20 protein-coding genes are annotated in these 22,511 nt (G+C 66.6%); 8 read left to right on the top strand and 12 right to left on the bottom strand.

Features of this window, described 5'->3' with window-relative positions:
- Window positions 1–56 precede the first annotated feature (56 nt).
- The 4 genes from ctaD to CBM2594_RS02770 form a co-directional block, all read right to left on the bottom strand.
- Window positions 57–1,664: a cytochrome c oxidase subunit I gene (ctaD, locus tag CBM2594_RS02785; RefSeq protein WP_116355503.1), complete on the bottom strand. Its 1,608-nt coding sequence runs from the start codon at window positions 1,662–1,664 to the stop codon at window positions 57–59.
- A 38-nt stretch (window positions 1,665–1,702) separates the two neighbouring features.
- On the bottom strand, window positions 1,703–2,974 hold the full coding sequence (gene coxB / locus CBM2594_RS02780; protein WP_116355502.1) for a cytochrome c oxidase subunit II: 1,272 nt from the start codon (window positions 2,972–2,974) through the stop codon (window positions 1,703–1,705).
- A gap of 58 nt (window positions 2,975–3,032) precedes the next feature.
- Window positions 3,033–3,542 carry a DUF2244 domain-containing protein gene (locus CBM2594_RS02775; RefSeq protein WP_116355501.1) on the bottom strand — a complete coding sequence of 170 codons (510 nt, stop codon included), beginning with the start codon at window positions 3,540–3,542 and terminating at the stop codon, window positions 3,033–3,035.
- A 269-nt stretch (window positions 3,543–3,811) separates the two neighbouring features.
- Window positions 3,812–4,765: a methyltransferase domain-containing protein gene (locus CBM2594_RS02770; RefSeq protein ID WP_198048087.1), complete on the bottom strand. Its 954-nt coding sequence runs from the start codon at window positions 4,763–4,765 to the stop codon at window positions 3,812–3,814.
- Here CBM2594_RS02770 and CBM2594_RS02765 point away from each other — a divergent pair.
- Window positions 4,754–5,611 (top strand): ComF family protein, encoded by an 858-nt coding sequence (locus CBM2594_RS02765; protein WP_232346546.1) that lies wholly within the window; start codon window positions 4,754–4,756, stop codon window positions 5,609–5,611. The genes CBM2594_RS02770 and CBM2594_RS02765 overlap by 12 nt on opposite strands.
- A 98-nt stretch (window positions 5,612–5,709) precedes the next feature.
- Entirely contained in the window at window positions 5,710–6,180 is a 471-nt protein-coding gene (gene trmL, locus CBM2594_RS02760; protein WP_116355500.1) for a tRNA (uridine(34)/cytosine(34)/5-carboxymethylaminomethyluridine(34)-2'-O)-methyltransferase TrmL, read from the top strand.
- Window positions 6,181–6,196: 16 nt separating this feature from the next.
- On the opposite strand, the gene CBM2594_RS02755 is transcribed toward trmL, so the two are convergent.
- The 5 genes from CBM2594_RS02755 to CBM2594_RS02735 all read right to left on the bottom strand — a co-directional run bounded on the left by CBM2594_RS02755 (window position 6,197) and on the right by CBM2594_RS02735 (window position 9,811).
- Window positions 6,197–7,174, bottom strand: coding sequence for a tripartite tricarboxylate transporter substrate-binding protein (locus CBM2594_RS02755; protein ID WP_116355499.1), 978 nt, complete (start codon window positions 7,172–7,174; stop codon window positions 6,197–6,199).
- 36 nt (window positions 7,175–7,210) lie between these two features.
- Window positions 7,211–8,227: an NAD(P)H-dependent glycerol-3-phosphate dehydrogenase gene (locus CBM2594_RS02750; RefSeq protein WP_116355498.1), complete on the bottom strand. Its 1,017-nt coding sequence runs from the start codon at window positions 8,225–8,227 to the stop codon at window positions 7,211–7,213.
- Window positions 8,228–8,341: 114 nt separating this feature from the next.
- On the bottom strand, window positions 8,342–8,860 hold the full coding sequence (secB, locus tag CBM2594_RS02745; RefSeq protein WP_116355497.1) for a protein-export chaperone SecB: 519 nt from the start codon (window positions 8,858–8,860) through the stop codon (window positions 8,342–8,344).
- A gap of 201 nt (window positions 8,861–9,061) precedes the next feature.
- Window positions 9,062–9,319 carry a glutaredoxin 3 gene (gene grxC / locus CBM2594_RS02740; RefSeq protein ID WP_116355496.1) on the bottom strand — a complete coding sequence of 86 codons (258 nt, stop codon included), beginning with the start codon at window positions 9,317–9,319 and terminating at the stop codon, window positions 9,062–9,064.
- A gap of 78 nt (window positions 9,320–9,397) precedes the next feature.
- Window positions 9,398–9,811: a rhodanese-like domain-containing protein gene (locus CBM2594_RS02735; protein WP_116355495.1), complete on the bottom strand. Its 414-nt coding sequence runs from the start codon at window positions 9,809–9,811 to the stop codon at window positions 9,398–9,400.
- 187 nt (window positions 9,812–9,998) lie between these two features.
- On the opposite strand from CBM2594_RS02735, the gene gpmA reads away from it, so the two are divergent.
- The 6 genes from gpmA to CBM2594_RS02705 all read left to right on the top strand — a co-directional run bounded on the left by gpmA (window position 9,999) and on the right by CBM2594_RS02705 (window position 19,584).
- Entirely contained in the window at window positions 9,999–10,745 is a 747-nt protein-coding gene (gene gpmA, locus CBM2594_RS02730) for a 2,3-diphosphoglycerate-dependent phosphoglycerate mutase (RefSeq protein ID WP_116355494.1), read from the top strand.
- Window positions 10,746–10,924: 179 nt separating this feature from the next.
- Window positions 10,925–12,532: a S41 family peptidase gene (locus tag CBM2594_RS02725; protein ID WP_116355493.1), complete on the top strand. Its 1,608-nt coding sequence runs from the start codon at window positions 10,925–10,927 to the stop codon at window positions 12,530–12,532.
- A 257-nt stretch (window positions 12,533–12,789) separates the two neighbouring features.
- Entirely contained in the window at window positions 12,790–13,554 is a 765-nt protein-coding gene (locus CBM2594_RS02720) for a HesA/MoeB/ThiF family protein (RefSeq protein ID WP_116355492.1), read from the top strand.
- Between the two features lie 288 nt (window positions 13,555–13,842).
- Window positions 13,843–16,896 carry a type VI secretion system Vgr family protein gene (locus CBM2594_RS02715; RefSeq protein WP_116355491.1) on the top strand — a complete coding sequence of 1,018 codons (3,054 nt, stop codon included), beginning with the start codon at window positions 13,843–13,845 and terminating at the stop codon, window positions 16,894–16,896.
- Window positions 16,897–16,903: 7 nt separating this feature from the next.
- A complete protein-coding gene (locus CBM2594_RS02710) occupies window positions 16,904–18,571 on the top strand; it encodes a PGAP1-like alpha/beta domain-containing protein (RefSeq protein WP_116357661.1) in 1,668 nt (555 codons plus the stop codon).
- Between the two features lie 95 nt (window positions 18,572–18,666).
- The gene (locus tag CBM2594_RS02705; protein ID WP_232346545.1) at window positions 18,667–19,584 is read left to right on the top strand and encodes a T6SS immunity protein Tli4 family protein; all 918 of its coding nucleotides are present in this window, start codon (window positions 18,667–18,669) and stop codon (window positions 19,582–19,584) included.
- 7 nt (window positions 19,585–19,591) lie between these two features.
- On the opposite strand, the gene mnmH is transcribed toward CBM2594_RS02705, so the two are convergent.
- The 3 genes from mnmH to bfr all read right to left on the bottom strand — a co-directional run bounded on the left by mnmH (window position 19,592) and on the right by bfr (window position 22,405).
- Entirely contained in the window at window positions 19,592–20,698 is a 1,107-nt protein-coding gene (mnmH, locus tag CBM2594_RS02700; protein WP_116355489.1) for a tRNA 2-selenouridine(34) synthase MnmH, read from the bottom strand.
- The gene (gene selD / locus CBM2594_RS02695; protein WP_116355488.1) at window positions 20,698–21,741 is read right to left on the bottom strand and encodes a selenide, water dikinase SelD; all 1,044 of its coding nucleotides are present in this window, start codon (window positions 21,739–21,741) and stop codon (window positions 20,698–20,700) included. The genes mnmH and selD overlap by 1 nt, the downstream gene beginning before the upstream one ends.
- A gap of 184 nt (window positions 21,742–21,925) precedes the next feature.
- Window positions 21,926–22,405: a bacterioferritin gene (gene bfr, locus CBM2594_RS02690; RefSeq protein WP_012351604.1), complete on the bottom strand. Its 480-nt coding sequence runs from the start codon at window positions 22,403–22,405 to the stop codon at window positions 21,926–21,928.
- Between the last annotated feature and the right edge of the window lie 106 nt (window positions 22,406–22,511).

The following is a 22,511-nucleotide window of genomic DNA, read 5'->3' as shown; positions in this document are numbered from 1 at the left end:
TGCCGGCGCGGGGGGCGGACGCTGCCGCCCCCCGGCCTGGTTACGCGGGTACCGCCTTAGCGGACCTGCGGGGGAACTTCAAAGGTGTGGAACGGCGCCGGCGACGGCACGGTCCACTCCAGGCCCTCGGCGCCATCCCAGGGCTTGTCCGCGGCCTGCTGGCCGCCGCGGTACGACGGCAGCACCACGAAGAAGAAGAAATACACCTGCATCAGGCCGAAGCCGAGCGCACCGATCGACGCGATCGCGTTGAAGTCGGCGAACTGGGTCGGGTAGTCGGCATAGCGGCGCGGCATGCCGGCCAGGCCCAGGAAGTGCATCGGGAAGAAGGTCACGTTGAAGAAGATCAGCGAACCCCAGAAGTGGATCTGGCCGCGCGCTTCGTTGTACATGAAGCCGCTCCACTTCGGACCCCAGTAGTAGAAGCCCGCGAACAGCGCGAACAGCGAGCCGGCCACCAGCACATAGTGGAAGTGCGCCACGATGAAGTAGGTGTCCTGCAGCTGGATGTCGATCGGGGCCACGGCCGGCATCAGGCCGGTGAAGCCGCCGATGGTGAACACGAAGATAAAGCCGATCGCAAACAGCATCGGGGTCTCGAAGGTCATCGAGCCGCGCCACATGGTGGCGATCCAGTTGAAGATCTTCACCGCGGTCGGCACCGCGATCAGCATGGTCGCGTACATGAAGAACAGCTGGCCGGTCACCGGCATGCCGGTCGTGAACATGTGGTGCGCCCACACGATGAACGACAGGATGGCGATCGACGCGGTGGCGTACACCATCGAGCTGTAGCCGAACAGGCGCTTGCGCGCGAACGCCGGCACCACGTGCGAGATGATCCCGAAGGCCGGCAGGATCATGATGTAGACCTCGGGGTGGCCGAAGAACCAGAAGATATGCTGGTACATCACCGGGTCGCCGCCGCCGGCGGCCGAGAAGAAGCTGGTGCCGAAATGGCGGTCGGTCAGCACCATGGTGATGGCGCCGGCCAGCACCGGCATCACGGCGATCAGCAGGTAGGCGGTGATCAGCCAGGTCCAGCAGAACATCGGCATCTTCATCAGCGTCATGCCGGGGGCGCGCATGTTGAGGATGGTCACGATGATGTTGATCGAGCCCATGATCGACGACGCGCCCATGATGTGCATGGCGAAGATGGCCATGTCCATGCCCGGGCCCATCTGCACCGACAGCGGCGCGTACAGGGTCCAGCCCGCGGCGGTGGCGCCGCCCGGCACGAAGAACGAGCCGGCCAGCAGCAGCGCGGCCGGCGGCATCAGCCAGAAGCTGAAGTTGTTCATGCGCGCGAACGCCATGTCGGACGCGCCGATCTGCAGCGGGATCATCCAGTTGGCGAAGCCGACGAAGGCCGGCATGATCGCGCCGAACACCATCACCAGGCCGTGCATGGTGGTGAACTGGTTGAACAGCTCGGGGCGGAAGAACTGCAGGCCCGGCTCGAACAGTTCCAGGCGGATCAGCAGTGCCAGCACGCCGCCCGACAGCAGCATGATGAACGAGAACAGCAGGTACAGCGTACCGATGTCCTTGTGGTTGGTGGCGAACAGCCAGCGGCGCCAGCCATGCGGGTGATCGTGCGCGTGGTCGTCATGCGCGTGATCGTGCGGATGGGCGAGCGCGTCCGGGGTAGCAGTACTCATCGCAAATGCTCCTCTAATCCTGTTCTGTCTTCAGCGGGTCAGCCCGCGACGCGGTTGCCCGCGAGACTGGCCTGCTTGTCGGCCTGCTGGCCGGCCTGAGCCGGCTTGGCCTCGGCCTTCGGCGCTGCGCCGCCGGCCGCGCCGCCGCCTTCGGGGAAGTTGCCCGCGCGGGCCCCCACGAATTCGCTCGGCTGGATCACTTCACCCGTCTTGTTGCTCCAGGCGTTGCGCGTATAGGTCATGACCGTGGCCAGCTCGGTGTCCGACAGCTGCTTCCACGACGGCATGCCGCCCTTGCCTTCCAGCAGCATGTGCATCTGGCCGGCCTTGGGACCGTTGACGATCTTGGAGCCGTCCAGCGCCGGGAACGCGCCGCCGCCCTTGCCGTTGGGCTGGTGGCAGACCGCGCAGTTGGCCGCGTAGATCTTCTCGCCGCGCACCTTGGCTTCGTCCAGGGTCCAGGTCTTGTTGGGATCGTCGGCCTTGGCCGCCAGCTCCTTCTTCTTGCCGTCGACCCACTTGGTGTAGTCGGCGTCGGAGACCACGCGCACCACGATCGGCATGAAGGCGTGTTCCTTGCCGCACAGCTCGGCGCACTGGCCGCGGTACACGCCGATCTTCTCGGCCTTGAACCAGGTGTCGCGCACGAAGCCCGGGATCGCATCCTGCTTGACGCCGAAGGCCGGGATCATCCAGGCGTGGATCACGTCGTTGGCGGTGGTGACGATGCGGATCTTCTTGTTGACCGGCACCACCAGCTCGTTGTCCACCTCCATCAGGTAGGTGTTCGACTTGGCCTGCTCGTTGTTGATCTGCTCGCGCGGGGTGGTCAGGGTCGAGACGAAGGAGATGCCCTCGCCTTCGCCCTTCAGGTAGTCATAGCCCCACTTCCACTGGTAGCCGGTGGCCTTGATGGTGACGTCGGAGTTGGTGGTGTCCTTCATCGCGACCACGGTCTTGGTGGCCGGCAGGGCCATTGCGATCACGATCAGGAACGGGACGATGGTCCACACCACCTCGACGGTGATGCTCTCGTGGAAGGAGTCCGGCTTGGCGCCCTTGGACTTGCGGTGCGTGAAGATGGAATAAAACATCACGGCGAATACCGCGATGAAGATCACCGTGCAGATGATCAGCATCATCCAGTTCAGCCAGTGAATCTGTTCGGCGATCTTGGTAACCGGCTCGGTCAGGTTGAGCTGGCGCACGGCGGGGCCGCCCGGCATGTCGCTGACCGCGGACGCCGCCTGGCTGGCAAGCAGGGACGCGCCGGCCAGACAAACTGCGGATGCCTTCTTCCACATTTTCATTTGTTATCTACCCAATTTACAGATTCAAATCTGTCCCCGCCGCCGCTCCCGCCGCCTCTCAGAGGCGGCGCAAGGCCGCTGCGAGCTCCTGCGCGAACTTGCGTCGCCGGTACGGGTCCACGTGACACCCCACCTGTACCGCACGCTTGCCCGAGCGCAGCGTCACCAGCGCGCGGAACGATTCACCCAGTTCGATCCGCACCCAGCACGGATTGAATTCCTGGCGCGTCACCCGCCCGGCGCTGGCTGTCTCCACGACCAGCGTGCCGTCGGTGATGCTGACGCGCTCATAGTCTGTCGCATGGCGCGCATACACAAGCAGGGCGATGCCCAGCCCGATCAGCTCGATGCTGGCAAACGGCAGCACGAGCCACGACCCTTGCCAGGCGAAAAACAACGCGATGGCAAGCGAAACCGTGAGGATCGAGAGGTAAAACCAGCCGACCTGGCGTGGACTCAGCGAGCAATTGCGCTTCATCAGCCAGTCGTGGGGCGAGGAGGAAGGTCCGTCGAGATTTCCGCCGGAGTCACCACCTGCCGTCTGGAATGCGATACCCAAGTCTTGCATCGCCAACCACTCTGCATCGGATGCACACCCGGGACGATGGCGTCCGGACCGCACAGTGCGTGCAAACCAGGACGTTCTTGTGCCAGGGGACCACTGCGACAAACTGGCGCATTATAGGGCGCTTCCCCTACACGAACAAGGGCGCGCCTTGACCGCAAGGCTTGCGCACCGCCTGATTCTGTGCATGGGCCAAAGCCCTGCCATCGCCCTGCCCGCCGCGCCGGCGCTATGTTTGCGGCAATCCGCCACCGGCGCAAGTTAACTCAGTTTTAACCTGTGCGACGCGGTTTTGCACGGCCGATCTGGTCCAGCGGCACCACCGCGCGGCCTTCGCCGTCGCGCGCCTGCGCGCCGCGCGGGGCCAGCTTCCAGGCATGGCCGTAGACGATCTCGAAGGTGAGCGGGATCACGCCGTCGGCGTTGCGCCGCCGCTCCAGCGCCTGCGTCAGCGCCAGGTACCAGCCGCGGCCGCGCAGGCCCTGCGGCGGCGCGCCGGCCGGCATGCGCAGGCCGCCAAAGGCCTGCACCTCGCGCAGCAGCGTCGCGGGCGACTCGTAGGTCACGGTCAGGGTTTCCATGTCCATCACCGGGGTCGACCAGCCGCTGTGGACCAGCATGTCGCCGATGTCGTGCATGTCGACAAAGCGCAACGTATGCGGCGCGTCGTCGACCTCGGCGAAGGCCGCGCGCAGCTCCTTCAGCGTGTCCGGGCCGAACAGCGAGAACAGCACCAGCCCTTCGTCGCGCGTCACACGGTGCCATTCCGGGAACACGCGGTGCGGCTCCGGATGCCAGTGCAGCGCCAGGTTGGACCACAGCAGGTCGAAGCTCGCGGGCGCAAAAGGCAGTGTGGCAAGATCGCCCTGGACCAGGTCGAACAGCGGCCGCTTGCCGAGCATGCGGCCGATCCAGCCGGGCCGGCGCTGCGGGTCGCGCTGGCCGGCCTCGGCCAGCATCGCGCCGGAGATATCCAGGCCGGCAATCTGCGCGTCCGGAAAGCGCGCGCGCAGCCCGGCCAGGCCCTGGCCATGGCCGCAGCCGAGATCCAGCGCACGCTGCGGCGCCAGGCGAATCACCTCCATGCGCTCCTGCATGCGGCGGCCGATTTCGCCCAGCAGGAAGTCGAGCTGGCCAAAACCGTGGCTGCGCCGGTCGAAGGCGAGCCGGGTCAGGCGCGCGGGCGGCAGGAAGGCATCGGGAGAATCGGCGGCATGCAGGGACACGGGCAGGCAGGGCAGCAAGGAAACCAGGAACCGGCGCGCGGGCAGGCACTGCCCCGGACGCCGGACGAACCCGGCCGCCACGCCCGATGGGCCGCGGCCGGACGGCAAGTATACGCGTGCGCCGCGCGCGCTGCCGGCGCCGCCGGCCGGGCGCTGTCCGGTGCGCGCGAACAGCTGCTGCCCAGCGCCTGCGCGCTGTGCGGCGCGGTGCAGCGCCACGTGGTGTGCACGCCCTGCGCCGCCGACCTGCTGCGCCCGGTGCGGCGCTGTCCGGTATGCGCGCTGGCGCTGGGACGGCATCTGCACTGCCCGGCCTGCGGCGCATCGCCGCGCGCCTTCGACCACGCCCATACGCTCGGCGACTACGCCGCGCCGCAGGACCAGCTGGTGCTGGCGCTCAAGTTCGGCCACGCCCTGCCGCTGGCGGCCTGGCTCGCCACCAGGCTGGCCGATGGCCTGCCCCGGGCCTGGGCCGCGGCCAGGCATGCCGCACCCGACCTGGTCGCGCCGGTGCCGCTGTCGCCGCAGCGGCTGGCCGCGCGCGGCTTCAACCAGGCCTGGGAGATCGCGCGGCCGCTGGCGCGCCGCCTGGGCCTGCGCGCCGATCCGGTGCTGCTGCAACGCCGGCGCGACACCGGCAGCCAGCGCGCGCTGGACCTGGCCGCGCGGCAGGTCAACCTGCGCAGCGCCTTCGCGCCCACGCGCGGCACGCGGCTGGACGGCCTGCACGTGGCACTGGTCGACGACGTGATGACCTCCGGCGCCACCCTGCACGAGGCCGCCGCCGTGCTCAAGGCCCGGGGCGCGGCCCGGGTCAGCGTGATCGTCGCGCTGCGCACGCCGTAGCCGGGCCCCAGCCGGGCGGGATGACAGGGGCACGGGCGCGCGGTAAGCTGCGCACCGTTCTGACGAAGGGCGCCGCGCGCCCGCCATCGCCCCGCATCATGTTCAACGTCGTCCTGGTCGAACCGGAAATCCCGCCCAATACCGGCAATGTGATCCGCCTGTGCGCCAACACCGGCGCGCAGCTGCATCTGGTCAAGCCCCTGGGGTTTCCGCTGGAGGACGCGCGCATGCGCCGCGCCGGGCTGGATTACCACGAGTACGCCACCATGCGCGTGCACGACAGCTGGGAGGCGCTGATGGCCAGCGAACAACCGGACCCGGCGCGCATGTTCGCGCTGACCACGCGCGGCTCGACGCCGTTCGGCGAGGTGGAATTCCGGCCGGGAGACTGGTTCGTGTTCGGCTCCGAAACGCGCGGCTTGTCACCCGAACGCCGCGAGTGGTTTCCGCCCGCGCAGCGCATCCGGCTGCCGATGCGGCCGGACAACCGCAGCCTGAACCTGTCCAACACGGTGGCCGTGGTGGTGTTCGAGGCCTGGCGCCAGAACGGTTTCGCGGGCGGCAGCTGAACCCAGGCGGAGCGGCCTACTCCGCCTGCACCCCCGCCGCCCGGATCACCTTGTCCCAGCGCGCCTTCTCGCTCACCATCGTCTGCCGCAGCGAGGCCGGCGCGGTGCCGGCCGGCACGAAATACTGCGCACGCATCTTGTCGCGTACTTCAGAGCTGCCGATGATCGCCACCAGTTCGCGGTAGAGCCGGTCGATCACCGCCTGCGGCGTACCCGCCGGCGCCAGCACGGCCTGCCACGAAATCGCCTCGAAACCGGCGTAGCCGGACTCCGCCACCGTAGGCACCGACGGCAGCACCGCGGTGCGCCCGGTGGTGGTCACGGCCAGCACGCGCAACTTGCCGGCGTTGACCTGCGGCATCGCGATCGCCGGCACCATGAAGGCCGCCTGCACCTGCCCGCCGACCATCGCCGTGGTGATCTGCGGGAAGCCGGGATACGGCACATGCTGCAGGTCGACGCCCGCCATCGCCTTCAGCTGCTCCATCGCCAGGTGCGAGGCGCTGCCGTTGCCGGGCGAGCCATAGTTCAGTTCACCCGGTTTCGCCCGCGCCAGTGCGACGAATTCGCGCAGGTTGTGCGCGGGCAGCCGCGCATCGACCACCAGCACGTTGGGCGAGGTCGCCACCAGCGTGACCGGCGCCAGCTGGCGGAACGGGTCGTAGTTGAGGTTGCGCGACAGCATGGGCGCGGTCACCAGCGGGCCGTTGATGGTGAACAGCAGCGTGTAGCCGTCCGGCGCGGCGCGCGCCACCATGCCGGTGCCGATGTTGCCGCCGGCGCCCGGGCGGTTTTCCACCACCACCGGCTGGCCCAGCGCGGCGGCCAGCTTTTCGGTCACGATGCGCGCGATCAGGTCGGGCGACGAGCCTGGCGGGAACGGCACCACCATGCGGACCGGCCGCGCCGGCCACGGTTGGGCGAAGACGCTGCCGGAAGTCCCGGCGGCGCAGGTGGCAGCGAGCGCGATCAGCGCTTGTCGTCGTGTGGGCATGCGGTACAGAGGGTCAGAAAGTGGATACGCGGGCCGTCATTCGTCGCGCGCGTCGCGCTGCAGCAGCTGCGCCACCGCGTCGGCGGCACTGAGCCCGTCGAACAGCACCGCGCAGACCGCGCGCGCGATCGGCATCTCGATGCCGTGCGTGGCGGCGAGCTCGGTCACCGCCTGGGCACAGCGCACGCCTTCGGCAACATGCCCCAGCCCGGCCAGGATCTGCTCCAGGCTCTGCCCCGCCGCCAGCTGCTGGCCAACCTTGCGGTTGCGCGACAGGTCGCCGGTGGCGGTCAGGATCAGGTCGCCCACGCCGGCCAGGCCCATGAAGGTCTCGACCCGGCCGCCCAGCGCCAGGCCCAGCCGCGTCATCTCGGCCAGCCCGCGCGTGATCAGCGCGGCGCGCGCGTTCAGCCCCAGGCCCAGCCCGTCGCTGGCGCCGGTGGCGATCGCCAGCACATTCTTGACGGCGCCGCCGACTTCGACACCGGTCAGGTCGTCGCTGCCGTAGATGCGCATGGCGTGATGGTGGAAGGCCTTTTGCGCGCGGTCGGCCAGCGAGGGCTCAGTGCCCGCCACGGTCAGCGCGCACGGCAGCCCCAAAGCCACCTCGCGGGCAAAGCTGGGGCCGGTCAGCACGCCATAGGCGAAGCCCTCGGTGCGGCCGGCGGCGTCCAGCTCGGCCCGCACCATCTGGTGCGGCAGCAGGTGGGTGCCGGCCTCGAAACCCTTGCACAGCCACAGCATCGACACCGGCTTCGCACTGCGCGCGGCCAGCCTGCGCGTCATCTCGCGCAGGCCCGCCACCGGCGTGGCCACCACCACGATGCCGTCCGCGTCGTCGGCCGCGTGCGCCACCGCCTGCTCGAAATCCGCCTGCACCGCCAGCCGGGCGGACAGCGTCACGCCGGGCAGGTAGGCGGCGTTCTCGTGCGTGGCCGCGATCGCCGCGAGCTGCGCCGGGTCGCGTCCCCACAACACCACGTCATTGGTGGCCGCGGCATGGCTGGCGAGGGCGGTGCCCCACGCCCCGGCACCCAGGAAGGTCAGTTTCATGGCAGCTCGAACAGTAGTGGACGCAAGCGCCTTGGCCGCTTGCGCCAACGATGGTAGCCCAAAGGCAAAACGGGGCCGCAGCCCCGTTTCGATGGATGGCGCAGGACGCCGGGATCAGTGGCGGGCCTGGCTGCCGTCGGGCATCACGATGCCGCTGTTGCCGCCTTCGGCACCCCGGGCTTCTTCCATGGCGGCCTGCAGGCGTTGCTCGTACAGCGCCTGGAAGTTGATTTCCGACAGGTGGATGGCCTGGAAGCCGGCGCGCGTGATCACGTCGGCGATATTGCCGCGCAGGTACGGGTAGAGGATGGTGGGGCAGGCAATGCCCAGCAGCGGGTCCAGCTGCTCGACCGGCACGTTGCGGATATCGAAGATACCGGCCTGGTGGGCTTCCACCAGGAAAGCGACCTTGTCCTGCACCTTGGTGGTCACGGTGCCGGTCACCACCACTTCGAAGATGCCTTCCTGCAGCTGCGAAGCGCCGACATTGACCTGCACTTCCACCGACGGGGCTTCCGATTCCAGGAAGATGCCCGGCGAGTTGGGCTGCTCCAGCGACATGTCCTTCAGGTAGACACGCTGGATGTTGAAGAAAGGTTGATCGTCCTGCTGGGTGTTTTGCTGGTCGCTCATGAAAGGCTTCCGGGAGGATGGGCTGGATGCGTGTCGGGCACGGCGGCGGCAGCGCCTGCATCGTGCAAGGCCGGCCGGTACCCGGTTGGAAAACGCATATGGTACATGACGCGGATGGCGAATTCACCCGCGCCGCAGCGATGCCGGGACCACCCCGCGCGAAATCAGACGATTCTTCGCAGGAGGCTGCCCCAGGTCAATTCAGGCGGCCAGCAGCGGCACCAGGCCGCCCTGGCGGTCGAGCGCCGAGAGGTCGTCGAAGCCGCCGACATGGGTGTCATCGATGTAGATCTGCGGCACGGTGCGACGGCCGGTGCGGCTCATCATCTCTTCGCGCTTGCCCGGTTCGCGGTCGATCATGATCTTCTCGATCGTTTCCACGCCGCGGGACTTGAGCAGGCGTTCAGCCATCTGGCAATACGGGCACACCACGGTGCTGTACATGACGACGCGGGCCATGCGGGGTCTCCTTGAATGCAATGGGCGCGCCCCGGCCTGGCCGGGACGCGCCGTGACGGATACGGCGGGTTGCCGCGGTTACTTCACCAGCGGCAGGCCCGCCTGCTGCCAGGCGGCAATGCCGCCTTCGAGCGCGTAGATCTCACTGTAACCGGCTTCTTTCAGCGCTGCCTGGGCCTTGCCCGAGCGCTGGCCGGTCTGGCATACCACGATGATGGGGGCCGCCTTGTCCTTTGCAAGCCCGGCCGCGCGCGAGGGCAGGTCCGCCAGCGGCGCGCTCTTGGCCTGCGGCAGGTGGCCCTTGGCGAACTCGGCGGGCTCGCGGATATCGACCACGACGGCGCCGCGCTTGTTGATCAGCTGGGTCGCGGTGGCCGTATTGACCGACTTGCCGCCCGCGCTGCGCGAAATCGCGGGCCAGGCCAGCAGGCCGCCCGACACCACGGCAAGGGCGATCAGGGCGAGGTTGTTGTAGTCGGCAAAGAAATTCACGTTGGCTTTCCGGTAGGTTGGGTCGGCGGCATTATAAAATACGCGGTTTGGCGTCCAGGCCCTGTCGTTGCACGGCCATCCGCCATTGTCGCCTGTCTGAGACATGGGAGCCTGCCAAATCTCATCACGGCCCCTCCAGGTGACGGCGCGGACGCATGCAGGTTACCTACTCTCTGGAAGCAGCAGCATGTACAAGCTCGTCCTCATCCGCCACGGCGAATCCACGTGGAATCTCGAAAACCGCTTTACCGGCTGGGTTGACGTCGACCTGACCGAAACCGGCGCCGGCCAGGCGCGCCAGGCCGGCAAGCTGCTCAAGGAAGCCGGCCTCGGCTTCGACGTGGCCTACACCTCGGTGCTCAAGCGCGCCATCCGCACGCTGTGGCATGTGCAGGATGAAATGGACCTGATGTGGATTCCGGTGCGCAACGAATGGCGCCTGAACGAGCGCCACTACGGCGCGCTGGCCGGCCTGAACAAGGCCGAGACCGCGGCCAAGTTCGGCGACGAACAGGTGCTGGTCTGGCGCCGCAGCTACGACACCCCGCCGCCGGCGCTGGAGCCGACCGATCCGCGCGCCTCGTACGACGATCCGCGCTACGCCAATGTGCCGCGCAACGAGATCCCGCTGACTGAGTGCCTGAAGGACACCGTGGCCCGCGTGATGCCGCTGTGGAACGAATCCATCGCCCCCGACATCCAATCCGGCAAGCGCGTGGTCATTGCCGCCCATGGCAACAGCATCCGCGCGCTGGTGAAATACCTGGACCAGATTTCGGATGACGACATCGTCGGCCTCAATATCCCCAACGGCACGCCGCTCGTCTACGAGCTCGACGCCGACCTGCGCCCCCTGCGCCATTACTACCTGGGTGACCAGGACGCCATCGCCGCCTCGCTGGCGGCCGTGGCCAGCCAGGGCAAGGCGCGCTGAGATCCGCCCGGGCGGCCGCGCGCAGGTGTGCGGCCGCCCACCCTGAGCCGGGACGGGACAGGCCCATTTCTCCACTCGCACTTATACTGTCGGACGAGCCGCCCGGCGCCGGGCGGCCGCAGCCGGCATAATCCCCATACCGTACACCCGTACTTCGCGTACAAGTTCAGGCAGCCCTCATGCGCAAGACGCTTAAGAACATCAGCCTAGTTTCGGTCGGCCTCGTCGCCGGCGTGCTCGCCACGCTGCAGATTTCAGCGACCGCGCAGAATTCATCGGGGCCCCTGCCGCTGGACCAGTTGCGTCTGATGGCCGATATCTTCGGGCAGATCAAGCGTGAGTACGTGGAGCCGGTCGATGACAAGAAGCTGCTGACCGAGGCCATCAAGGGCATGGTCGCCAGCCTCGACCCGCATTCGTCCTATCTCGACGAGAAGGACTTCAAGGAACTGCAGGAAGGCACGCGCGGGCGCTTCGCCGGCCTGGGCATCGAGATCTCGCAGGAAGAAGGCCTGGTCAAGGTGATCAACCCGATCGAGGACACGCCCGCGTTCCGCGCCGGCATCCAGCCCGGCGACCTGATCACCCGTATCGACGACAAGCCCGTGCGCGGCCTGCCGCTGGAGCAGGCGGTCAAGCGCATGCGCGGCGAGCCCGGCACCAAGGTCACGCTGACCATCTACCGCAAGAGCGAGGAACGCACCTTCCCGGTCTCGATCACGCGCGCCGAGATCCGCGTGCAGTCGGTCAAGGCCAAGATGCTGGACAACAATATCGGCTGGATCCGCCTGACCAGCTTCCAGGAACGCACCATTTCCGACCTGGCGCGCAAGCTGACCGAGCTGGCGCAGAAGAACCCCAACATGAAGGGTCTGGTGCTGGACCTGCGCAACAACGGCGGCGGCGTGCTGCAGGGCGCGGTCGGCGTGGCCGCGGCCTTCCTGCCGGAAGACGCCACCGTGGTGTCGACCAACGGCCAGGTGCCCGACGCCAAGCGCGTGTACAAGGCGACGTACAACAACTACCGGCTGTCGTCGCTGGAAGAGGATCCGCTCAAGGACCTGCCCGCGCTCTACAAGAAGATCCCGATGGTGGTGCTGACCAACGCCTACTCGGCCTCGGCCTCCGAGATCGTGGCCGGCGCGCTGCAGGACCACCACCGCGCCCAGATCATGGGCAAGACCACCTTCGGCAAGGGCTCGGTGCAGACCGTGCGTCCGCTTACCAACGACACCGGCATCAAGCTGACCATCGCGTACTACTACACGCCGAGCGGCAAGTCGATCCAGGCCAAGGGCATCCGCCCGGATATCCCGGTCGACCAGAACCCCGAAGGCGACCCCGACGACGCGCTGATCACGCGCGAGATCGACACCGAACGCCACCTGCACAACAAGCAGGAATCGGAAGAACCGGAAATGACCGAGCGCGAGCAGCGCCGCGTCGAGGAACTGCGCCGGCTGGAAGAAGAGAACGCGAAGAAAACCCCGGAAGAGCGCGAAAAAGATCGCCGCAAGAAGCCGGTGGAGTTCGGCTCGGCCGAAGACTTCATGCTGCAGCAGGCCATCGCCCAGCTCAACGGGCAGCCGGTCAAGCGCTCCAAGTCCAAGCTGGAAACCAATCCGCCGGCCGACAACGGCAAGGCCGCCAAGCCTTCGGGCAAGAGCGGCGCCCGGGGCGCCAGCGCACCGGCCGCCAAGCCGGCGGCACCGGCGCCCGGCAAGCAACCGCCGGCGAGCGCACCGATCGGCGAGCCGCTGGGCACGCCAACGGGCAAGGCACCCTGAGGCTTCGCGCACGCTACTTGTTTGCTCCCCTCTCCCGCGTGCGGGAGAGGGGCCGGGGGTGAGGGCAGGTGGATCAAAGGCTGAGGCCGGTGGGTTAACACCGTTGGCCTTGCTTGATGTGGTACCTAGCTAGCCCACCCCTCACCCCGGCCCTCTCCCCATGAGGGGAGAGGGAGAACACCTTGCTTAGGCTAGTTCGGGCGGCTTGGGAGCACCCGACACCGCCCGCCTCTTCGCACTCGCGGAAGGATCCCATCATGAGTGACGACGGCCTCAACGACGAACAACTGCTGCGCTACTCGCGCCACATCCTGCTCGACGAACTGGGCATCGAAGGCCAGCGGCGCCTGCTCGCCGGCCATGCGGTGGTGATCGGCGCCGGCGGCCTGGGCGCAGCGGCCCTGCCCTTCCTGGCCTCGGCCGGCGTCGGCCGCATCACCGTGGTCGACAACGACGAGGTCGACCTGACCAACCTGCAGCGCCAGATCATCCACACCACCGCCAACGTGGGCCGGCCCAAGGTCGATTCCGCCCGCGAAGGCATGCTGCGCATCAACCCCGGCCTGGACATCGTCACGGTGCCGGCCCGTGTGGGCGATGCCGAGCTGGATCAACTGGTAGCCTCGGCCAGCGTGGTGCTGGACTGCTGCGACAACTTCGCCACGCGCCAGGCCGTCAACCGCGCCTGCGTGCGCCACAAGGTGCCTCTGGTATCCGGCGCCGCGCTGCGCTTCGACGGCCAGATCAGCGTCTTCGACCGCCGCCAGCCCGACGCGCCCTGCTACGCCTGCCTGTTCCCGCCAGCGGAACCCGCCCCGGAAGTCGCCTGCGCCACCATGGGCGTATTCGCGCCGCTGGTCGGCATGGTCGGCACCGTGCAGGCGGCCGAAGCCCTCAAGCTGCTTGCCGGCGTGGGCGACAGCCTCGCCGGCCGGCTGCTGATGGTCAATGCGCTGTCGATGGACTGGACCACGATGCGACTGGCCCGCACGCCGGATTGCCCGGTTTGCGGCGGGCACTGAGCCTGGCATTCCTCCGCTGAACAATGCCGACGGCGCTGACAGGCGCCGGCATGGCACGAGCACTTTCCCGCTTCTTCCCCTCCCTGCGGCAATCCTCACTACGGCAGCCACGGCTGCTGCTTACGCAGAATTTTCCGCTGCCCGGCATTAACGCACGGCTCTAGAATTACGTCGGATATTTTTGACATATTTGCCACTTATTCTGCTGGCACGACGTATTCCGTTTTGTGACGGGCGGGCCTATGGGGCACGTTGCGCTGCGACGGACCCAGGGAGTTCGGACAGCGAATGGATGCAGCCATCCTTTACCAGCATCTCTTCAGTGCGGCCCATCGCTTGTATGCACTCGAAGGCGACGGCGCGATCCGGGAGCTGGCCGTCGAAGCCTGGATCGGCCGAGATGCCATCTCTGCGCTGTCCGAATGGCGCATCGTTGCGGTCAGTGCCAATGTCGATATCGCACTCGACAGCCTGCTTGGCCAACGCGTCACGCTGCTGACCACGCTTGCCGGCGGCGGCCAGTCACGCCGCACCGGGCTGATCCGGCAGGTCGAGAAGCTGGGCGCCGACGGCAGCCTGGCACGCTACCGCCTGACCGTGGTGCCGTGGCTGTGGCTGACCACGCAGCAGCGCCACAGCCAGGTGTTCCAGCACCGCAAGCTCGACAGCATCATCGAGTCCGTCCTGCAGGACTATGCGCCGTACGCCCAGTGGCGCTACGCGGCCGGCGCCGAAGCCCGCATTGCGGCGTTCGGTGAACGGAACCACATCGCGCAGTTCCGCGAGACCGACCACCACTTCCTGTCCCGCCTGCTGGCCAAGGCCGGGCTCGGATATACCGTGGTGGAAGACGACGAAGCGCCCTTCGGGCATGCCGTGGTGATCTTTGCCGACAGCGCGCAACTGCCCGAGGATCCCGAATCAGCAGCTGGCGGCGGCATCCGGTATCACCGCGCACATAGCCAGGAATCGGCAGACGCGATCCAGCAGTTGATCTGTGAAACGCGTGCGGCGGTCGGCGGCGTCGCGGTGGGTGCCTGGGACCCTGAGACCAAGCGCGCCATTCGCGGCCACGCGCCGGCGCGCTACGGCGGATTTGCAAGCTGTGCCGCCAGTCCGGATCCTTACCTGTCGGTCAGCGTGTCGCTGGCGCCCGACACCGCCAGCGCGCAGCGCGTCGCCGAGCAGGTGATGGATGCGATCGAAGCCCGCGCGCTGGTGTTCACCGGCAGCGCCTCCATGCGTACCTTGCGCAGCGGCACCCGGCTGACCGTCACTGGCTGTCCGCACCTGCCGCCGCTGGAAGACGATGCGGCCGGCTACCCGCTACTGCTCGATGCGGTCGAAAACTGCGGCATCAACAACCTGGGCGTGGAAACGCGTGCCGCGCTGGCCGACCGGATCGGGCCGCTGGACGCGGCATTGTGCTTCGAGACGCCACCACCGGCGCCCGATGTTGCGGCGACCACCGCCGGCCTGATGAGCAGCATCTTCGACGACACAGGCGAACGGCTGGTACCGACCGAATCCCTGCGCGCGGCCGCACGGGAACACGGCTATGCGGCGCTTTTCCGGGCCTTCGATGCACGTCGACCATGGCGCGCCGCCGTGCTGGAGGGCGATTGTCCGCGCCTGTACAGTCAATCGACCCCGCTGGGCGTCCATACCGCAATCGTGGTCGGCCCCGACGGGCAGACGCAGCTGGACGGCAATGCCGAGCACCACGCCAGCACAAGCGGCCAGATCCGTGTGCGCTTCCCCTGGCAGCGCGGCGCGCGCGCCGACGATCGCAGCAGCCGCTGGGTGCGCGTCGCGCAACGGCAAGCCGGCGCCGGCATGGGCTGGCAATGGCTGCCGCGCATCGGCCAGGAGGTGGTGGTCAAGTTTGCGGACAACGATATCGACCAGCCTTTCGTGATCGGCGCGCTTTACAACGGCCAGGGCGAAGCCGGCATCACACCTACCCCGGGCGGCAAATCGATGGCCGCCACCACGCTCTCCCAGCCCTATGACGCCAGCGGTCTCTATGCGATGGGTTCCGACACCCGGCCCAGTGCCCAGGGCAACCTTGCCGGCGGCAACAGCCCGGCGTGGCATGGCATGGGTGCCGACCCGGACGGCCACCGCAACGACGCCGCGCTGACGGGCTTCAAAAGCCAGGAACACGGCGGCAAGGGCTACAACCAGCTGGTGTTCGACGACACCGATGACCAGCTCCGCACGCAACTGGCCACGACGGAACAGGCCACCCAACTCAACCTCGGCCATGTGATTCACCAGCAGGACAACCGCCGCGGCAGCTTCCGCGGGCAGGGGTTCGAGCTGCGCACCGACGGTTATGCCGCGGTGCGCGGGCAAGCGGGGTTATTGCTGACCACCTATCGCGATGCCGTCACCAAGCGGGTGCTGCCGACTGGCGACAACGCCGCGGGCATCGCGCTGTTGCGGCAGGCGGGCGATCTGGTCAGGACGCTGAGCGATGGCGCGACCGCGCACCAGACCCAGGCCCTATCGACCGGAAAGGATGACGAGGCACCGCTGGCGAAGCAGGCCAAGGCCGCAGGCGGCATGGTCGATGGGCAATCGCTCGAAGCGGCCAAAGGCGACGCGGCCAGCGGCAATACCAGCACACCAGGCAAGGTGCCGCACCAGAGCGAGCCGATGGTCCACCTCAACGGCAGGGCCGGCGTTGCGATGGTGGCGGGACAGGACTTGCAGATTGCCAGTGGCGAAAGCGTCGTGATGGCCAGCGGGCAGGACCAGAGTATCGGCGTCGCGGGGCGGGCGCGCGTGCATGCAGGCAAGGCGATTGGCGTGGCGGCGGGATTGTCTGGGCCGGGCGAAGGAAACATCGGCCTGCAACTGACGGCAGGCCAGGATGATATCGATCTGCAGGCGCAGCATGACTTGCTGAAGCTGGCGGCGCGGCAGGACCTGACCATCGTCTCGGCGAATATGAATGTGGACTTTGCCGCGGCCAAGCGCATTCGTATTGCGACCGCCGGCGGGGCTGCCATCACCATCGAGGGCGGCAATATCACCTTTGAATGTCCGGGGCCGATTACCTATAAGGCGGCGCAGAGGAAGTTCGAAGGGCCGACCCATGCCTCAAGAGAGATGAATACGTGGCCGCAAACGCCGTTCGATGACGCCTACCTTTTGAGAGATGAAATCACCGGCGAGCCGCTGCGAAACGTCCAAGTTGAACTGCGCCGGAACGATGGCGCACGCATCAAACTTGTGACAGACAGCGAGGGGCGCTTGCCGAAGCAGCGAGGCATTTCGATGGAGCATGTTCAGCTGCGCGTACTTGGAAAGCACACACGTGACCAAGAGGGCTGAGGAGGCAATGCAAAACGAGCGCAATCCGTCCGATCCAGAAGTCGTGATATCGCGCACGCGCGATATCGACGGGCGACCGGTCTTTGACACACACCTGACACCCACCGAGGACACACGAACCAAGGTTATCGAGGCCAAGCTGCCCGCAGTGATCCCCATCGTGTTCCTGCCCGGCATCATGGGGACCAACCTGAAGAACAAGAAGACAGGCGATGCTGTCTGGCGGCCACCAAATATGAGCCTGAACCTCGCCGACATACTCGGTGTCGTCGCCGCTTTGGCGACATGGGGCACGCGAGGACCAAAGATGCGGCAGCAAATCCTGAAGGCGGAAGATGTGACTGTAGACGACGGAGGCTCTATTGACGTCGGGGAATCGGGACTCGCAAAGGAAACCGCGCGCAAGCGAGGCTGGGGCAGCGTGCTGCGCACCTCCTATAACCCGGTCATGGCGTTGTTGGAGGCGCGCACCAGCCGCATCGTTGCGAACCGCACACCACAGGATTGGTGGTCTACAGAGGGGCTGCGCCCGCCCGGCGACTTTGGTGAGGAAACCGGGCAGCCGCCATTGACGGAACCGGAACTGATGAACGCAGCACGCTATGACTTCGATGTCTGGTGCGCCGGCTACAACTGGCTCCAATCCAACCGAAAGTCCGCCGAAGACGTCAGGCAATACATCGAAAACACGGTGCTGAGGCATTACCGCGAACAGAAGCCGCCGGTACCAGCCGACAAGGTCATCCTGGTTACGCATTCCATGGGCGGGCTCGTTGCGCGCGCGCTTACGAATCTTGTCGGCTATGAGAAGGTGCTAGGTGTGGTCCATGGCGTGTTGCCGGCGACAGGGGCGCCGGCGATTTACCATCACATGCGTGCGGGCTATGAGGGACCTGAACAGTTGATTCTGGGCTCCAATGCTGGCGAGGTTACCGCTGTCGTAGCAAATTCAGCTGGCGCCTTGGAGCTATGCCCGACGTTCGATCATCGCGACGGCCAAGCTTGGTTGTTTTTGCAGAGCAATCATGGCGAGGTCGTCACGGATACAGCGGGCTTACCTTGTGCCTTCCCGCGCGCTGAAGACCCTTATGATGAAATCTACAAGAATCCAGCCTGGTACGGTCTTGTGCCAGAGGCGAACACAAAGTTCCTCAATTTGAGGGAAGACCTGTCTGACCACGAAGATTCAGAAGTAGACCCGCGCGGCAACTTCGGAAAGCTAATAGACCAAGTCGCTAGCTTTCATCGTGATCTCGCTGGGCAATATCATCCAGTAACTTACGTACACTATGGTGCAGATGATTCCAAGCCAATGCATAGCTGGCAAGATATTGTCTGGCGTGGCAATCCACACGCCTTCCCAACATCGGCCTTTCCGGCGGATGACGATGGCAATGGCCGCTATCGGCATAGAGCGTTGACGGGCGCCCCCGCGCTAACTGTGACACGCGGCCACGGTGATGGGACAGTACCCGCCTTTTCCGGCCAGGCACCACGTGATGCTGGAGTCGAGGCAAGTTTCCGGCACGGATCGAATGGCACGGGTCCCGAGAACGCTGGTCGCAAAGGCTACGATCACCAAGGTAGCTACAACGATCCCAGGGCGCGATGGGCGACGCTATACGGCATTGCCAAGATTGCCCAACTGGCCGACTGGCACTCGAGTGACAAATGAAGACATCGCGTTCGTTCGCTACGGTAATTGCTGCTTGCCTAACGTTGGCACTTGCCAGCATTAGCTACGGGCAATCGATGACACGGAGCCCTTCGATGGACAAATCGGGCTGGAAGACATACTGCTTTGGGCGCTACCTCGTTGAGCTCCCCCCACAAGCGAAAGTCAGCGCAACCTACAAAGTCTGGGGCAACGAAATCTCGCCGATACCAGGACTGACTCCCGGTACGCTTCGCTCAATGATCGACCAGCGAGAGAAGGAACTGAGAGCAGCACATCACGAGACGCAAGGCTCGATGTTTGTCAGTAGGACGATGGTTGGCGACGGCTCGGAAGTCTTATTGTCATGGTCATTGCCATACAGCAAGGCCATGCTGAGCGGAAATACGTACCTTGTTTCAACGGATCCGTGGCGCGCATTTAAATATGGAGGAGGTGTCTCCCCTGGTAGAGAGCCGATAGCCCTTCGACACTCGAAGACATTGGCCGCCAACATCCGCTCCCGCGCCGGCAACGAAATCCCCACCGGCCCCGGCTTCTGCATCGACCAAGGCTTTATCGCCGGCAACGACTACCGTTCGGAGAGCGTGCAGGTGGGCATCACGCTGCCCCAACATCCCAACGCCTTCATCAGCTTTGACGCCAGCACCGGCGCCGAGGAAGACCGATTGCTCGAACGCGTTGACAACTTCCTGACCAAGGCAGTACTCGGTCCGCTCGCCGGCCTGAAGGTATTGCGCAAGCGCGAACGCAATGTCGGTGCGATTCCCGCGGAAGAGTACGCAACCGCCGCGACGGGCAATGGCCAGCGTGTTTATGTATTCGCCTGGGAATCCCAAGGAAAAAACAAGTCCTTGTCCGAGCAAAATGTGTCGGCCGGCCTGCGCGTGCTCGAGCAGCCGGTGGACAGTCCGCAGACACCGTATCAGCCGGCATTCCAGTCAGATGACGATGCGCTGCAGCTATGGGATGCCATCATCGACTCCATCCGCCTGCGCCCCGGCGCAGTCTAGCGCCGTCCTACTCCCCTTGCCGCGCCGTGTGCGCCAGCAGCCAGTCCGTCACGGCATCGCGGTCGCCGCGAAAGACGATGCGGGCCTCGCGCTGGGCGCGCTGGTAGTCATACATCGGGTCGTAGTAGTCGCGCAGCAGCACTTCGATCCAGCCGCGGTGCAGCGCTACCTCGCCGCATTCGGCCTGCCGCGCCAGCGCCTGGTCCAGCAGCGCCGATAGCTTGCCGTAGCGCGCGCCGCCAAGGCGCGGGGCGATCGCGGCCATGGCTTGGCGCAGGCGCGTGGCGTAGGCGGCGAAGCCTTGCGCGCTGCCCTGCGTGTCGATGAATTCCGCCGCCAGGCCTTGCACGTAGTCGCGCAGCACGCGTTCGACGCGGGCGTCGAACGGCGCTTCCAGCCAGACCAGCGGACTGGCCTGCATGCGCTGCGACAGTGCCTGCGGCACGTCGCGGCTGCCGATGAAGCGGCCTTCATCTTCCACCACCAGCGCACGCCAGCCAGCGTCGAGATGCCGCAGCACGTCGATGGCGAGGGCGTTTTCGAAGTCGATCTGCTGCGGCTGCGGCAGCGCGCGGCGGCCGAACGCTGAGCCGCGGTGGCGCGCATGGCTTTCCAGGTCGATCGACGCGGGCACGTCGGCCAGCACATCGGTCTTGCCGCTGCCGGTCAGCCCGCCCACCACGAACCAGGTCTGCGTTGCTGCCGCGGAATCGATGGTCTCGATCAGGAAGCCGCGCATGGCCTTGTAGCCGCCGCTCACGCGCGGATAGTCGATGCCCGCGTCGCGCAGCCACTGCTGTACCAGCTGCGAGCGCAGCCCGCCGCGGAAGCAATACAGGTAGCCGTCCGGATGCGCATGCGCAAATTCGGCCCAGGCGGCAATGCGCGCCGCCTTGCGCTGGCCGGACACCAGCTGGTGGCCGAGTTCGATCGCCGCCTGCTGGCCCTTCTGCGCATAGCACAGGCCGACCTCGTGGCGCTCGGCATCGTCCATCAGCGGCAGGTTGACGGCGCCGGGGAAGGCCCCGCGGGCGAACTCCAGCGGCGCGCGCACGTCCAGCATGGCGACGCCGCTCAGAAACAGCGTGCGGAAATCGGCGGTATCCGGGCGCATCAGCGGATCTCTACGGCCAGGGCGGCGCGCGCCACCATCTCGCCGATGGGGGCCAGGTCCAGTCCCAGGCGCTGGCATTCGGCCAGGAATTCGGCTTCGCCAGCCGGCTCGACCGCGACCAGCAGGCCGCCGCTGGTCTGCGGATCGCACAGCAGCGCGCGTTGCGCCTCGGAGAGCGGCGCGATGCGGTGCCCGTAGCTGTCGAAGTTGCGCTGGGTGCCGCCCGGCACGCAGCCCTGGGCGATGTAGTCGGCCACGTCATCCAGCACCGGCACCGCGGCATGGTCGAGGCGCGCGGTCAGGCCGCTGCCGTCGGCCATTTCGACCAGGTGGCCGAGCAGCCCGAAACCGGTGACGTCGGTCATCGCGCGCACGCCGGGCAGGCGTCCGAAGGCGCTGCCGGGCTTGTTGAGCACGCACATCCAGTCGCGCGCCAGATGGCGGTTGTCGGCGCGCAGCAGCCCCTTCTTCTCGGCCGTGGTCAGCACGCCGATGCCGAGCGGCTTGGTCAGGTAGAGCCGGCAGCCGGGCGTGGCGGTGTCGTTGCGCTTCATGTGCGCGCGCTCGACCAGCCCCGTTACCGCCAGGCCGAAGATGGGCTCGGGCGCGTCGATCGAATGGCCGCCCGCCAGCGGAATGCCGGCGTCGTCGCACGCGCGGCGCCCACCGGCCACGACTTCGCGCGCCACCTCGGGCGGCAGCACGTTCACCGGCCAGCCCAGGATGGCGATGGCCATCAGCGGGTCGCCGCCCATGGCGTAGATGTCGCTGATCGCGTTGGTGGCGGCAATGCGCCCGAAGTCGAACGGGTCGTCGACGATGGGCATGAAGAAGTCGGTGGTCGAAACCACCCCGCGCTCGCCGTCGGCGCCGTCCAGCGCATACACCGCCGCGTCATCGCGCGAGGCATTGCCGACCCACAGGCGCGGGTCCAGATGCTGCGCGCCGCTGCCGGCCAGGATCACGTCGAGCACCTTGGGGGAGATCTTGCAGCCGCAGCCGGCACCGTGGCTGTACTGGGTCAGGCGGATGGGACTGGTCATGAACGTGGGCTCCGCGCGGCGCGCCGGCGGGTCAGGAGCCTTGGCCCCGCCGGCGACGCCTGGATGAAGAGAGGAATTGGAATGAGAAGGGTTACTCCCCGCAGGCGAGCAACCAGGCGGCACCGAATGGCGCCGCGCGCTGGGGCGGGCCGCCCACCGGAGCGGCCGCGCCGAAGACGGCGGCTTATTGCTCGCCCGGCTCCATCTGCGATTGCAGGTAGTTCTGCAGCCCGACCTTGTCGATCAGGTCCAGCTGCGTTTCCAGGTACTCGATATGTTCCTCGGTATCGGTGAGGATATCGACCAGAATTTCGCGGCTGACGTAGTCGCCGACCGATTCGCAGTAGGCAATGCCTTCCTTGACGGTGGTGTGCGCGGTCTGTTCCAGCTTCAGGTCGCACTTGAGCATCTCGGGGGTGTCTTCGCCGAGCAGCAGCTTGTGCAGGTCCTGCAGGTTGGGCAGGCCGTCCAGCATCAGGATGCGGTCGATCAGGCGGTCGGCGTGCTTCATCTCGCCGATCGATTCCTTGTACTCCACGTCGCCGAGCTTCTTCAGGCCCCAGTGGCGATACATGCGGGCATGCAGGAAATACTGGTTGATCGCGGTCAGCTCGTTCTTGAGCTGGGCGTTCAGATGCTGGATGACCTTCTTGTCACCTTTCATTGGCGGCTCCTGTTGCATCGGGCCCGCGCAAAAACACGAAACGGCGCCAATGGCGCCGTGCAGTCAGAAAAAAAGAAAAATGCGCAAAAACGCGCCGTGAACTGAA

This window comes from Cupriavidus taiwanensis, assembly GCF_900249755.1.
Taxonomy (GTDB): Bacteria; Pseudomonadota; Gammaproteobacteria; order Burkholderiales; family Burkholderiaceae; genus Cupriavidus; species Cupriavidus taiwanensis_D.
The sequence above is the reverse complement of the archived record's forward strand: the minus strand, read 5'-3'. Positions and strand labels throughout refer to the sequence as shown.

Bases quoted from the DNA above. Each gene is read 5' to 3' on its own strand.
- CBM2594_RS02775 (WP_116355501.1), bottom strand. From the start codon at position 3,542: ATGCAAGACTTGGGTATCGCATTCCAGACGGCAGGTGGTGACTCCGGC.
- CBM2594_RS02710 (WP_116357661.1), top strand. From the start codon at position 16,904: ATGCAAAACGAGCGCAATCCGTCCGATCCAGAAGTCGTGATATCGCGC.
- CBM2594_RS02725 (WP_116355493.1), top strand. From the start codon at position 10,925: ATGCGCAAGACGCTTAAGAACATCAGCCTAGTTTCGGTCGGCCTCGTC.
- CBM2594_RS02715 (WP_116355491.1), top strand. From the start codon at position 13,843: ATGGATGCAGCCATCCTTTACCAGCATCTCTTCAGTGCGGCCCATCGC.
- bfr (WP_012351604.1), bottom strand. From the start codon at position 22,405: ATGAAAGGTGACAAGAAGGTCATCCAGCATCTGAACGCCCAGCTCAAG.
- mnmH (WP_116355489.1), bottom strand. From the start codon at position 20,698: ATGCGCCCGGATACCGCCGATTTCCGCACGCTGTTTCTGAGCGGCGTC.
- ctaD (WP_116355503.1), bottom strand. From the start codon at position 1,664: ATGAGTACTGCTACCCCGGACGCGCTCGCCCATCCGCACGATCACGCG.
- coxB (WP_116355502.1), bottom strand. From the start codon at position 2,974: ATGAAAATGTGGAAGAAGGCATCCGCAGTTTGTCTGGCCGGCGCGTCC.
- secB (WP_116355497.1), bottom strand. From the start codon at position 8,860: ATGAGCGACCAGCAAAACACCCAGCAGGACGATCAACCTTTCTTCAAC.
- CBM2594_RS02765 (WP_232346546.1), top strand. From the start codon at position 4,754: ATGCAGGGACACGGGCAGGCAGGGCAGCAAGGAAACCAGGAACCGGCG.
- CBM2594_RS02755 (WP_116355499.1), bottom strand. From the start codon at position 7,174: ATGCCCACACGACGACAAGCGCTGATCGCGCTCGCTGCCACCTGCGCC.
- CBM2594_RS02705 (WP_232346545.1), top strand. From the start codon at position 18,667: ATGGACAAATCGGGCTGGAAGACATACTGCTTTGGGCGCTACCTCGTT.
- CBM2594_RS02750 (WP_116355498.1), bottom strand. From the start codon at position 8,227: ATGAAACTGACCTTCCTGGGTGCCGGGGCGTGGGGCACCGCCCTCGCC.
- gpmA (WP_116355494.1), top strand. From the start codon at position 9,999: ATGTACAAGCTCGTCCTCATCCGCCACGGCGAATCCACGTGGAATCTC.
- grxC (WP_116355496.1), bottom strand. From the start codon at position 9,319: ATGGCCCGCGTCGTCATGTACAGCACCGTGGTGTGCCCGTATTGCCAG.
- trmL (WP_116355500.1), top strand. From the start codon at position 5,710: ATGTTCAACGTCGTCCTGGTCGAACCGGAAATCCCGCCCAATACCGGC.
- CBM2594_RS02720 (WP_116355492.1), top strand. From the start codon at position 12,790: ATGAGTGACGACGGCCTCAACGACGAACAACTGCTGCGCTACTCGCGC.
- selD (WP_116355488.1), bottom strand. From the start codon at position 21,741: ATGACCAGTCCCATCCGCCTGACCCAGTACAGCCACGGTGCCGGCTGC.